The organism is Arthrobacter sp. TMP15, assembly GCF_039529835.1.
Taxonomy (GTDB): Bacteria; Actinomycetota; Actinomycetes; order Actinomycetales; family Micrococcaceae; genus Specibacter.
The window spans coordinates 2,682,896-2,695,758 of sequence record NZ_CP154262.1 but is presented as its reverse complement, the minus strand read 5'-3'; the positions used below and the strand labels follow the sequence as shown (position 1 = coordinate 2,695,758).

The following is a 12,863-nucleotide window of genomic DNA, read 5'->3' as shown; positions in this document are numbered from 1 at the left end:
AATGACTATCGCCATTGAAGTAAAAAACATTGACAAGCAGTTTGTGCTGCGTCGGTCACGATCAATCAAAGAAGTTTTTGTTTGGTTGATCAAAGGCCGCAAGAGTGAGCTCTCTGAGAAGTTTCATGCGCTGAAAGGCGTGGACCTGGAAGTGAAGCAGGGCGAGACTGTTGCCTTGCTTGGATTTAATGGATCCGGGAAGTCCACTTTACTCAAGCACATATCTGGGGTCATGATTCCGGATAGTGGCACCGTGCGCACCCGCGGACGGGTCGCTGGCCTGATCGAGGTGGGAGCTGGCTTCCACCACGATCTCTCTGGACGCGACAATGTCTACCTCAACGGCGCTATTTTGGGCATGACTGAGGAGCAAATCAATGAGCGGTTCCAATCGATTGTTGATTTTGCGGAGATCGGCCAGTTCATTGATACCGAAGTAAAGTTCTATTCTTCCGGCATGTACCTGCGGTTGGCATTTTCAGTTGCGGTGCATACCGACCCGGAGGTCTTCCTCGTGGATGAAATCCTTGCTGTGGGGGATGAGCCTTTCCAGAAGAAGTGCATCGCCAAGATTCAGGAGCTGGCGTCAGATGGCAAGACTCTTGTTGTGGTCAGCCATGACCTGGATCTTGTCTCGCGGATCTGTGACAGGGGGGTGCTTCTGGATCATGGTGAAGTACGTTTTGACGGCCCCATCCATGAAGCTGTTGCGAAAATGCGCGGGCAGTGAGCCGGCCGGCTCCATCCACGTCGCAAGAACTGCGCCTTGACCTACAGGGGCTACGCACACTTGCAGTGGGCCTTGTCATCATTTATCACCTTTTCCCCGGTAGGTTATCGGGAGGATTTGTTGGCGTCGACATATTCCTCGTCGTCTCTGGCTATCTTATTGTGGGCTCGCTTATCCGGAACCTGACGAAGACCGGGACCGTGGACCTCCCGACATTTTATGCCCGGCGGATTCGAAGGCTTCTCCCTGCCAGTACAGTTGTGCTGCTGACTGTCGTCCTAGCCACAGTGATAGTTCTGCCCCAAAGCAGATGGCAAGATGTGGCCCGTGATGTAGCCGCCTCTGCACTGCAGGTCCAAAACTGGAACCAGGCTTTCGGGTCCGCCAGTTATGAGTCTGCAGGGGCCCTGGTCTCGCCTGTTCAGCACTTTTGGTCGCTCGCTGTGGAGGAACAGTTCTATTTAGTAGTCCCGTTACTGCTGCTCTTGGCGGTATTGTGTGGACGAGGCCTGAAATTAGATGCTAAAAAAGCTTCCCTCGGGTTTCTGGTTGTCTTGGCGGCTGCCTCATTTGTGCACTCGGCCATCTTCTCGACGCAGAGCCACGACATCGCCTACTTTGCCACAAGCACTCGCATATGGGAATTAGCCTTGGGCGGCATCACCGCTTTGGTTATTGGCTCCATGCGTCTCACACCTCTGTCACAGCTGGCTGCAGGATGGTTGGGTTTGGCCACTGTTCTGGCCAGCGCCATGTACTTTCAGACATCAATGGCCTTTCCAGGCTTCGTTGCCCTAGCGCCCGTGGTGGGAACGATTTTGATCATCGTTGCAGGGGTGCCAGTAAAGGATGGTTCTGTTCTAAACCCGTTGGGCTTCTCGAATGTGCTGAGCCTGCGACCAATGACATATATCGGCGACATCTCCTACTCTCTGTATCTGTGGCATTGGCCCGTCATTGTTTTCTACATTCTAATCAAGGGGCATGTACCCGGTGTGCTCGGCGGGGCTGGCATCCTGGTGCTCAGCCTCCTTCTGGCATCGTTATCCTTCCATCAGGTGGAACAACGCTTCCGGTTTGGGAAACAAGCGGTCCAACGTGGGGGCCGCCGGTTCAGGCCGCGAGTATGCAATGGAACGGCCTATACCTTAGGCGTCAGCCTGGTGGTCATGAGCCTAATCGCCGCAGCAGGCCCTTGGGTAACTGTGCAAGTCAAAGCCCTGCAAGGCTTCGCACAATCACAGATGGCATTGCCTGCCTATCCTGGAGCTATGGCCTTTGACTCGACGAGGCCAGCTGCGGTACCGGCAGACATGCCGATCATCCCGGATCCAGCCATCGCAATCAAAGATGTTCCATTAACGAACAAGAACGGTTGCGCAGTCTATGACCCCACTAAGATTGCAGATTCCCAGTGTCGCTATGGAAACCCCTCAGGGTCCAAAAAGATTGTACTGATTGGGGACTCCCATGCATCCCAATACGCTGACCCGCTGGCAGCAGCGGCAGCCAAGAACGGCTGGCAGGTTCGTGCAATGGTGCGGAACGGATGCCCATTCTCCGCATCTCCTCCAGCAAGCGCCACAACTACGTACAGCAACTGCTCGAGTCAGAATAAAGTTTCACTGAAGAAGATCCTCAAGCTTAAGCCTGAGCGTGTGGTCGTCGCCGGGATGACCCCGTACGGTTATAAAAAGGCATTGCAATGGGGCTGGTCAAGTAATGAAAGCCTTACAGACGGATACATCCAGATGCTCTCACCGCTGATGGACGCAGGCATACAAGTAAGTGTCATTGCAGACACACCATATCCAGAAACTTCCATCCCCGATTGCGTCGATAAAAATGGGAGTGGCTCAGCAAAATGTTCCACCGCACTGAAACCCGTAAATGACCCCTTGGTCAGAGCAGCACAGAAAATTGAAGGGGTCCAGATTATCGATCTGAATACTTACATTTGTAGGAATGGCGTATGCCCCCCTGTCATCGGTAACGTATTGGTATTCAGAGACAACCACCTGACCGCCACTTTCGCGCGGACCTTGGAGTATCCACTGGCCAAGGCTCTCAACCTTCGTTGAGCCATGAAAGGTGCATTGTGCCCCTGTTGCCTCATAGCTATACCGCCGGGCAGCTGAGTCGTTGCCTTATTTAGAAACCTCCGCTAGGGAGTCGTATTACATTTGGTATTGACAGGTGATTTCGCTGGCGCAGGCTTCTTGGCTAGGACGAGTTTTTCTAGCTCGCCCGGTGAGGTGGAGGATGTCTCGTTGGAGTTGCGCTGGTTCGATACGTTTGAAGTCGGCGTTCGTGGAGATGATTGGCCGCTTGCGGACCGTCGTGTCTCTGATGACCCGCTGGTGTGGGGTGGCCGGGATGTCGTAGTGTTTGATGACTTTGCCCCCGTTACCTTTTTAGTAGCCCCTTAAAGAGTAAGAATTGGGGTTGTTGGCCTGTCGGTCCCGGTATGGTTTTTGCCCCCAGTCATTGATGATCCGGGGGGTGTTGTCACCGGGATTCGATAGGCGCCAGGGGATCGCTAATGGGGACCGGACCAGCACAAGGAATCAGCGTGTAGGTCAGCCGTAACGTGGATGCCGAGCCTTGCCGCCGCAGGACAAGCCAACACAAGTTCACAGGACTATTTCTGGGAGGTTTACGTTGATCAAGAACCATGACCAGGTCGATATCTTCATTGGTGTTGACGTTGGCAAGAGCAATCATCACGCGGTCGCCATCGACCGCAACGGCAAGAAAGTTCTCGACCGGGCCCTACCCCAAGACGAGGCTAAACTCCGTGCCATCATCCAGGCTGTGGCTGGCAAAGGCACCGTGCTGCTGGTCGTGGATCAGCCATCGACCATTGGTGCTCTGCCGGTTGCTGTGGCCCAGGCCGAGGGCGTCATGGTCGGCTATCTGCCCGGTCTGGCGATGCGCCGCATTGCCGATCTGCACCCGGGAGAGGCCAAGACCGACGCCAGAGACGCTGCGATCATTGCCGAAGCAGCACGGTCTCTGCCGCACACGCTGCGTTCGGTCGTCCTCGCCGATGAACAAGCCGCTGAACTCTCCATGCTGTGCGGTTTTGATGACGATCTGGCTAAGCAGGCCACCGCGACCTCGAACCGGATCCGGGGTCTACTCACTCAAGTTCACCCAGCCCTAGAACGCGTCATCGGCACGCACCTGAATCACCCTGCCATGGCCGAGTTACTGATCAAATACCCATCCCCGGACAAGCTTCGCAAGGCAGGGCAAATCCGCGTGGCAACACTGCTATCGAAGTACGCGCCACGTGCAGGGAAGGGGTGGGCTGCCGATGTGTTTGCCGCTCTGGGCGAGCAGACCGTCGTCGTCGCCGGAACCGGTGCCGCAGGCATTGTTCTGCCCCAACTCGCCGCAATGCTCAAGCAACTGCGCACCGCCCGCGATGAGCTCCTGACCCAAGTTGAAGCGCTCGTGGAGGCCCACCCTCAACACCAGCGTCCAGTCCTCCATGCCGGTAGTCGGGGTCAGGACGGAAGCACGCATCATCACCGAGGTTGCTGGCAAGGAATTCAAGACTGCCGGCCACCTCGCCTCCTACGCCGGACTGGCCCCGGTAACGTGGCGATCGGGCACCTCGATCCGCAGCGACCACCCCTCCAAGAAGGGCAACAAGTCCCTGAAGCGGGCGTTCTTCCTCTCCGCGTTCGCAGCCCTGAAAGACCCACTCTCCCGGGCCTACTACGAAGGGAAACGAGCCGAGGTCAAACGACACAACCAAGCCCTAATCGCCCTCGCCCGGCGCCGCTGCGACGTGCTCTTCGCGATGCTCCGCGACGGTGCCCTCTACGACGCCCCGACCACCAAAACTACATAACCACTCAAAGAAAGCAGCTGCCAGACACGCCCCTGCAGCCACTACTCCCTGCCCAAAAATAGTTCAACAATATTTTTGAAGAAAAACCATCAAACCCCTTGACGAAAAACATAGGGACACCCCCCGTAGCGCTGCTTCGAAACTAATTTTTTGCTGGGGTAGGAGGTAGCTCGTGAAGAGCCGGTCAAGTTCCCAAATTTCGTCGAGTTTGGCCAGCTCCGCCGGAGTGTCATAGCGAAGGTAGCGGACGAGTTAACCAACTCTAACCCAGTTCTTTTGCTCCACATGAGCCCCGTCATTTTTGTTGTAGGGCCGAGACCTGGTGAACGTGATCTTGTGGTCCTTGCAGTAGTTGAACAAGTGCTGATGGATGAACCCGCTTCCATTGTCCGAGTCAATTCCTTTGATCGGGAACGTAAATACGACCATCACGTATTGCAGGGCCTCGAAGACCCATTTGGCAGCCCTGTTCTGCACCGACCGATTGACTGTCCAGCCTGTGGAAACGTCAGTCACTGTCAGGGGAAAGCAGGACTCGCTGGACAAATTTCCGCCCTCGTGGGCGACCAAGTCGATCTCCATAAAACAAAGCACCGCATCGTGAGTATTTGGCGCATTGGGGACCACCCATTATTGCCATTGGGGACCATTGATATTGCCGTTGGGGGCCAGTGCCTGCCGGGGTGGGAGCCACCCCGTTACCTTTTTAGCAGCCCCTTAAAGAGTAAGAATTGGGTGTTAGCGGCCATGAAAAACTGCCCATAGGCGGCCACGTAACTGCCCACTGACTTGAATTCTAGGGGTCGTTGCAACACCCGCGGTTAGCGGGGTATTAGTAGATCGCGAAGTTGCTCGGCTGGAGTATTCCAGTTGAGTGTCTTTCGTGGGAGGGCGTTAAGTTCTTGTGCGACGTGTTCGAGGTCTTCGGGTCCGTAGGCGTTGAGGTCGCTTCCCTTGGGAAAGTGTTGGCGCAGGGCGGTGGAGGGTTTAATGCGTGTAGCAATGCCGCCCGTGCATAGTCCCGGTTCCGAACGGCAGCTCGACCAGTTCATCCAGAATCCGTGTCTTCACAGCCCTCGGCGACTTCTTGTAGGTCAGTGCCCGCTTCTTCACCACTGCCTGTCGTTGAATCATTGTCAGCTCCATAGAAACTGGCGTACCCGATACCGAAAACCCAGATTTGACACCACTCCGAAGCGGAGGAAATCAAATGAGGCAACGTATATGGCTACGCAGAGGTTTTCTATGAGTCAACGGCGCCTTGCCGCGAGTGCGGGAGCAGTCTAAACTCGCCTGACTGGCCGGCTACCAGGGGTATTGCGCGAGCCTCTTATTCATGTCCTGGGTTATGACGCCGTTACTGCCGAGCACCACGATCTTTTGGGGTTTGAGGCGTTTGAGTTCATTGATGGTCGCTGTTGGCAAGGCATTTGCCTTTGTCAGGAGTACGGGGCTGTTTTGTGTGCCTGCTGCGGCTGCGCCGGCGAGTGCATCCGGGAAGGTTGTGCCGTTGGCGATGTAGGCGACTTTGACCCCGGGTGCGTAAGTATCACGGGAAACGGCTGCTGTGGTTTCATAGCGGTCCAGTCCTGATAAGCGGATAACGCTCGGGGAGTAGGTTTTCAAGCTTGCTTCCACGGGGATGTTGATGACGCCGTTACTGCCGAGCACCACGATCTTTTGGGGTTTGAGGCGTTGGAGTTCATTGATGGTCGCTGTTGGCAAGGCATTTGCCTTTGTCAGGAGTACGGGGCTGTTTTGTGTGCCTGCTGCGGCTGCGCCGGCGAGTGCATCCGGGAAGGTTGTGCCGTTGGCGATGTAGGCGACTTTGACCCCGGGTGCGTAAGTATCACGGGAAACGGCTGCTGTGGTTTCATAGCGGTCCAGTCCTGATAAGCGGATAACGCTCGGGGAGTAGGTTTTCAAGCTTGCTTCCACGGGGATGTTGATGACGCCGTTACTGCCGAGCACCACGATCTTTTGGGGTTTGAGGCGTTTGAGTTCATTGATGGTCGCTGTTGGCAAGGCATTTGCCTTTGTCAGGAGTACGGGGCTGTTTTGTGTGCCTGCTGCGGCTGCGCCGGCGAGTGCATCGGGGAAGGTTGTGCCGTTGGCGATGTAGACGACTTTGACCCCGGGTGCGTAAGTATCACGGGAAACGGCTGCTGCGGTTTCATACCTGTCAGACCCTGACAGGCGTTCAACGGGATGGGTCGGAATTACTTCCTGACTCCAGCCAGAACTAGGGGAGGATCCAGCGGCGTTATGTGCAGTTGCCTGGAAAGTATAGGCCGTACCGTTTGTTAGACCACTAATAGTGCATGACCCAGACCCTGCGGCAACAGTGCATCGGCCATTCGAGGGTTTTGCGATAATTGTCAATGATGTAGCCGCATCGCCTGAGTTACTCTTGGGAACGGTTGCCATGGCTTTTCCACTACCACCAGTGATCTGTGGTACTGCTGGTTGAAGTGGAGGCCGGACAAGATTGATGTGTTCAGCGCCAGCAATAAGATATGAGTTCCAACCGCTTCCAATCACTTTACTCGCGCCGAATTTGCCCGTTTCTGCAACGTCAATGTAGTCGAGCACCCCGGTAGCCGAGCGTCTAATCAGGCCGCGGGCAGTTGAGCTTGTGAAGCCTTTTGCTGTCGAAAGGCTGGTGTATTTGCTCCATCCGGTAGCTACATTTTTTCGAGCCTCGTAGACGAAAGCTCCATTACCGTTCGACCGATAGACAATCATGCTCCCTGACGCATCCTGAGCCAGGAGGTCTTGTTTGCCGTCGCCATCAAAATCAATCATCTTAACGTCAAGTTTTCCCCAACCCTGACCGATCTGCTTCGGGGACCCCAAGAAATTCCCAGACGTGTTTGGCCATTGTTGCAACACACCTGTTTCAGACTTCGAGACTATCTGCGGATAGTTGCTGGAGTTCAGCCATAGGCCAATCGCGATTTGGTGACTGCCCCATCCCTCTCCAGCTAATGTATTCGGTGAGGCAAAGCCACCGGTGGGCAGCCCCTTATAGACTCTGAGGGTTCCTGAGAACCATTGCCCTACGATATCGAGCACGCCATCAGCGTTCCAGTCGATGACGTGGATTGAACGTAGCCCGATCCAGCCTGAACCGATTTTTTGCCGTAGGCCTAGGGATCCGGAATCTGTCGCCGGATAGTTCCAAAGAGTTCCTGAATCGTCCGCTGCTACGACATCTGCCGTGGACTGGATTGACGGTGTTTCGACTGATGAAGTTGAACTCTTCGCAAATAATTTCAGTTCGTTAAGGGTGCCATTAAAGACATTTGAGTCACCCGAAAAGGGGCCCGAATCGCTGAATTGCCAAAAGTCATAGTCTTTCCACCCGCCCGGTATCCACGGACTCGATGCTCCGTAAGCGGCTATGTGAAGGTTTTGGTTTGCGAACTCTTTGGAGTTCCCGGTGCACTCTTGCCACCAATAATAATTGGTGTAGATCATTGGAAGCCGCCCGGTAAGTGCCTTCACCCGGGACGAAAAGCTCTTGATCCACGAGACCATGGCAGATTGGGTCATGTTGTAGCAGCTATTCCCCAGCCATGAATATTGATTGTTCTCGATGTCGAGCAGTGGGGGCAGTGTCGATCCGTTTGAAGTCCACCCTCCACCATTCTGGACGAAGAAGTCGGCCTGTTGAATAGCAGAGGATTGGTTGGGGAGGGCAAAGTGGTAGCCGCCAGTCAGCATTCCAACGGCTTTTGCGCCTTTGAGATGCGAAGTCCTGGAGGCATCAACAAAGTAGTCACCTTCGGTGGCCTTGGTGTAGACAAAGCGGGCACCCATCTGCCAATGCTGGGCCCAGTTAACTTGACTGACTGAGTAAGTATCCGGATCTGCTTGCCACCCGCTGACGTCCATGCCTTGTGTTCCTGAGGGAATAGCGCTGGAAAAGGGCATAGCTGGGTGCACAGTATCTGGTGAGACAGATTCGAGTACTGAACGTTGGTCTGAAGCAAGTCCTTGGCCCATGCGAGCTCCTGGGTCTGCGCCAGGTTTAAAGCTCGGGGTAACTGACGTTGGCTTGGCCGATTCTTGTGAATTTATGATGGGTGGTGCCGTTACAGGATATGTGCCTGATTCCACGTCATTTCTGACCGGGTTTGACTCGCCATTATCAATTTTAACTTCCGGCGAACCCATGTTGTCTGGACTAGACCCATTTAGATTTTGTTGGTCTATTTGTGAGGTTTGAATTTCCCCCAAGGTTTCTGGTGATGCCTGAACGACGACGACACCAACGCTCGATAACATTGTCACGGCTAAGGCGCCCGAAAGTACCGTTCTTGACAGCTTCTGCAGAGGGTGACGCGTTGACTGAGCAGACCAAAAGGTCGGTCTTGAATACGTAATTAGAGACTCCGGGCGCTTGGTATGTGGATGATATGTATGACGCCGCCAGGGGCGTCAGTTGCTTACCTGTAACGCCAGACTACTAGTACGTGGTGGAAAATCTAGATCGCAGTTGCCGAGGTACCTCATAGGCTGTCGTGGTTGTGTCACGCTTTGGATCTAGCTGTACCGTGGTGCCCGACTCGCTCCGCTGGCAACGGTTTCAGGGGCCTTGACCTTCACCGAGTGCAGCGGTTCGCGTAGAACAAACGCTGATTTCGTAGAGTTTGGCGGTACCTTCGCGGTCGACGAGTGTGACATATGACAGGTTGCCTATATTGACGAATCCGGGGTACAGCAGCGAAGCCTGGTAGCTGCGCAGGTAGGTCGGCCCAAAGTCGAGAATGAAACGTATGTTCGTCTTCTCCGCTAAAACGCAAAGGTCCTTTATTGGCGCGCGGTTGGCAATGGCCTGGGACAGCAGGTCCACATCACCACGGGGCCCGCTTGAGAGGCTGTACTGCGAGACCTGGCGACCTGAAATCGCATAGGCCAATGCCCCACCATTAAAGGGGTTGACGGCGATAACCGCATCGGTTGGCACATACTGGCCCAAGCGGTGCATGAGTGTTTTCTGGTCAGGAGATACCCATGTATCACCATGCGGATTACCCCAACTCTGGGAAATGCGCGGGGTGATGAATGTATTTTGCGACCGGCTTAAGTCAGAGGTGGCAGGTACCAGCAATGCAGTCGCTAGTACCAAGGTAGTGGATATCGCGGGCACGCTGGTTTGGGCAAAGGCTGGCATCTCAAATACGTTGAGGTTCTTCAAGGAACTGCCAGCTGCTTGGACCCCAAACGCTACCAATTTTTGGAGCGCAATGACTCCAGCAGTGGCTAATGGGAGCATGACGATCGGCACTAGGGCCGCAAGCCGTGGGGAGTCTTCATACCAACTGCCCACGAGAGTGTGCCTGAGTGGTCCGCTTGGAAGTGCGGCCGCGGCTATGTAAAGGAAAGAAACAATGGCGAGGGCGCCAATCATCCACTGGCCGCGCCGCTGGACTATGATTGCGACGATCCCCGAGGCAACCAGAATTGAAGCGATCCAAGTGGGCGAGCCGCCCAGAAGCCCGCCTGAAACAATGTCTCCCGCCGCCTGTGGCAGGGTTCGAGAAGGCTGCCACTTCTGAAAGGGAATTAACAGTGCTGTCCAAGTCACAGCGAATACTGCTGCGCCCGCCAACCCGCCCAACCCTAACCACATGATCTTGGAGCGGCTTGACCGGGATCTCAGCAAATTCACCGTGAGTCCAGACCATCGGAACGCCAACATCGGGAAACTGATTGCCAACAAAGCGGTAAATCCATTCGGCTGAGCTGTAAATAGTGCTGCTATCGCGACCAGCAGGAAGCCGCTTAGTGCCAACTTGTCCACCGACCGTTCCTGCCACATGCCTAGCAGCCCCGCCACAATGACGATTGCTGCCGGGAGGATGGCGTAGGACAGCACATTGGGGAACAGTGGGCCACGTTGGACCAGCTGAAATGGAAAAGCCCAAAAACTCGCGGCGAGTACACCTGCTGCAATAACAGGCAGAGCCTGGCGGGCAACAAGGGTCCTGACCAAGACTATGCAAGACAAGGGCCAAACTAAGGCGCAAACCGTCACTGTCACCACGTTCTCAGCAACGAAAACGGATACGCCCGTCAGTTGAACCACCAACGCACAAAAAGAATGCCAGGCTGACGGATAGATTGCGATTGCCTTATCAGGGCTGATCATTTGTCCCAAGGTTAGCGTTGATGCATTGCCAGTCTGGACAATGTGTTGAATGGCGTTCAGATGGAAAACATTATCGTAGGCCTGGGAAAAGCTCTCAGGATTGCCGATGCTTTCAAGAAGCCACTTGGCAATCAGGAAACACGAGATCGCCATGGCTGCGACTACGGGCAGGGCACGTGGCCAAATGGGCCCCGAAATTTGTGCCACGGGGAGAAGCCTGCGTTTGAAAACTGAATGTAGTGTAGTTGCCATCAGGCTCGCGACACCCGTGACGACAAGGAGCAGTGGCAAACCCCACGCCACCTGCAGCACGCCGCCAGCAATGCCGCTGATTCCAACAAGGGCAGTGGAGCAGAGGGGTGCGAATGCAACCATGGGAAATCTGCGTGCTCCCATGGAAAATGAAAGCAGCATGCCCGGCAGCAGTAAGAGCGCAGCCGCGGTCATCAACGAAGGTGCAGTCGCCCACCAACTCATAAATTTGGTATCCAATTTCGCTCTAGTCGAAGGGGATAGTCTACCCGCTTTGAGTTTTCATGGAATCGGATGGCGCTGTGATCTTCGTCCCCCGGGATTGTTGTTTTGGCGGACTGAGCAGAGGAGCGACAACGGCCTACTTGCCTTGGCTTACTTGCCTTGCACCGTAGGACTCATGCAAGCAGGGTGAAACCCTGCGTGATACGTTGGTTTGACCTTTGCCGAAAGTGTTCTGGGTCGCTTTGCGCCAAGAATCCATTGAAATCCGGTATTCTACTAGCTGGGTATGGGCAAAATATGCAGCCCTCCTAGTTGAAGAATGCTCTCAAGATAAGGCTACAAAAGTGAAGATTGCTGTCATCGCACTCGGTAAAATCGGCCTCCCGTTGGCTGTTCAGTTTGCCTCCAAGGGCCACGAAGTCGTCGGCGTCGACGTCAACAAGACTGTTGTCGACCTGATCAATGCTGGAACCGAGCCCTTCCCCGGCGAAGCCCATCTGCAGGAAAAGCTAAGCGAGTTGGTTCCTGCCGGAAAGCTCCGTGCGACGACTAACTACGCCGACGCTGTTCCCGGTGCCGACGCTGTGGTGTTGGTCGTACCGTTGTTCGTTGACAAGGACGCCAACCCGGACTTTGGCTGGATGGACACGGCGACTGCCGAACTCGCCCGCCACCTCACGCCCAACACCTTGGTTGCCTACGAAACAACTCTGCCCGTTGGGACTACACGTAGCCGATGGAAGCCTGCATTGGAATCAGGATCAGGCTTGGTAGAGGGCAAGGACTTCCACCTCGTGTTCTCTCCCGAACGCGTCCTGACCGGTCGCGTGTTTGAGGATCTGCGCAAATATCCCAAACTAGTTGGTGGACTCTCCGAAGCGGGTGCAGCCAAGGCAGTGGAATTCTATGAGTCAGTTTTGGACTTTGATGACCGTCCTGATTTGAACCGGGCCAATGGCGTCTGGGACTTAGGCTCTGCCGAAGCGTCGGAACTGGCCAAGCTCGCCGAGACAACTTACCGAGATGTGAACATTGGCTTGGCCAATCAGTTTGCCCGCTTTGCGGCAAAGACCGGTATTGATATCTACCAGGTCATTGCAGCCTCGAACTCTCAGCCCTTCAGCCACATCCACCAGCCGGGCATAGCTGTAGGTGGGCATTGCATCCCTGTATACCCTCGCCTTTACCTGTGGAATGATCCGGAGGCTACTGTTGTCCGCGCAGCACGTGCCGCCAACGCCGACATGCCGGAGTACACTATCGGGCTGCTGGAAGGGGCCTACGGTGAACTTACAGGAGCGCGAGTTGTTGTTCTGGGTGCGGCGTATCGGGGAGGAGTGAAGGAGACTGCGTTCTCCGGTGTATTCGACGCCGTTGAAGCTATCAATCGACGTGGTGCAACCGCTCTAGTCCACGACCCCATGTACACCGACGAAGAGCTGACCAAGCTCGGGTTTATCCCCTACCACTTGGGCGAGCCAGTAGACGCAGCCGTTGTTCAAGCGGACCACGCAGAATACCGCGAGCTCGTCCCCGCGAGCCTGCCCGGCATCAAGACGTTTATCGACGGCCGCCGTGTGAGCTCCGCCGACAAGTGGGATGGCATAACGTACCGAGTCATTGGTATGGCATAAGAA

At 55.1% G+C, this 12,863-nt stretch carries 8 protein-coding genes and 2 pseudogenes; 5 read left to right on the top strand and 5 right to left on the bottom strand.

Annotated features, from left to right (window positions below; all coding sequences use genetic code 11):
• Position 1: 1 nt before the first annotated feature.
• From AAFM46_RS12080 to AAFM46_RS12065, 4 genes and pseudogenes are all read left to right on the top strand, one after another.
• Positions 2-730, top strand: a complete 729-nt coding sequence (locus AAFM46_RS12080) for an ABC transporter ATP-binding protein (protein WP_343318018.1) — start codon at positions 2-4, stop codon at positions 728-730.
• The gene (locus AAFM46_RS12075) at positions 727-2,811 is read left to right on the top strand and encodes an acyltransferase family protein (protein WP_343318017.1); all 2,085 of its coding nucleotides are present in this window, start codon (positions 727-729) and stop codon (positions 2,809-2,811) included. The genes AAFM46_RS12080 and AAFM46_RS12075 overlap by 4 nt, the downstream gene beginning before the upstream one ends.
• 108 nt (positions 2,812-2,919) lie before the next feature.
• Positions 2,920-3,159 (top strand): hypothetical protein, encoded by a 240-nt coding sequence (locus tag AAFM46_RS12070; protein WP_343318016.1) that lies wholly within the window; start codon positions 2,920-2,922, stop codon positions 3,157-3,159.
• Between the two features lie 165 nt (positions 3,160-3,324).
• Positions 3,325-4,592: pseudogene (locus AAFM46_RS12065) on the top strand (IS110 family transposase).
• A gap of 252 nt (positions 4,593-4,844) precedes the next feature.
• Here AAFM46_RS12065 and AAFM46_RS12060 read toward each other — a convergent pair.
• The 5 genes and pseudogenes from AAFM46_RS12060 to AAFM46_RS12040 form a co-directional block, all read right to left on the bottom strand.
• On the bottom strand, positions 4,845-5,162 hold the full coding sequence (locus AAFM46_RS12060) for a transposase family protein (RefSeq protein ID WP_343318015.1): 318 nt from the start codon (positions 5,160-5,162) through the stop codon (positions 4,845-4,847).
• Between the two features lie 168 nt (positions 5,163-5,330).
• Positions 5,331-5,566, bottom strand: a pseudogene (locus AAFM46_RS12055) (hypothetical protein); the annotation flags it as partial.
• A 13-nt stretch (positions 5,567-5,579) separates the two neighbouring features.
• Entirely contained in the window at positions 5,580-5,726 is a 147-nt protein-coding gene (locus tag AAFM46_RS12050) for a hypothetical protein (protein ID WP_343320486.1), read from the bottom strand.
• A 171-nt stretch (positions 5,727-5,897) separates the two neighbouring features.
• Positions 5,898-8,600 carry a cell wall-binding repeat-containing protein gene (locus AAFM46_RS12045; RefSeq protein ID WP_343318014.1) on the bottom strand — a complete coding sequence of 901 codons (2,703 nt, stop codon included), beginning with the start codon at positions 8,598-8,600 and terminating at the stop codon, positions 5,898-5,900.
• Between the two features lie 583 nt (positions 8,601-9,183).
• Positions 9,184-11,226, bottom strand: coding sequence for a DUF6541 family protein (locus AAFM46_RS12040; RefSeq protein WP_343318012.1), 2,043 nt, complete (start codon positions 11,224-11,226; stop codon positions 9,184-9,186).
• Positions 11,227-11,570: 344 nt separating this feature from the next.
• Here AAFM46_RS12040 and AAFM46_RS12035 point away from each other — a divergent pair, with 344 nt between their 5' ends.
• Positions 11,571-12,860: a nucleotide sugar dehydrogenase gene (locus AAFM46_RS12035; RefSeq protein ID WP_343318010.1), complete on the top strand. Its 1,290-nt coding sequence runs from the start codon at positions 11,571-11,573 to the stop codon at positions 12,858-12,860.
• Positions 12,861-12,863 lie beyond the last annotated feature (3 nt).

Bases quoted from the DNA above. Each gene is read 5' to 3' on its own strand.
- AAFM46_RS12080 (WP_343318018.1), top strand. From the start codon at position 2: ATGACTATCGCCATTGAAGTAAAAAACATTGACAAGCAGTTTGTGCTG.
- AAFM46_RS12050 (WP_343320486.1), bottom strand. From the start codon at position 5,726: ATGATTCAACGACAGGCAGTGGTGAAGAAGCGGGCACTGACCTACAAG.
- AAFM46_RS12045 (WP_343318014.1), bottom strand. From the start codon at position 8,600: ATGGGCCAAGGACTTGCTTCAGACCAACGTTCAGTACTCGAATCTGTC.
- AAFM46_RS12040 (WP_343318012.1), bottom strand. From the start codon at position 11,226: ATGAGTTGGTGGGCGACTGCACCTTCGTTGATGACCGCGGCTGCGCTC.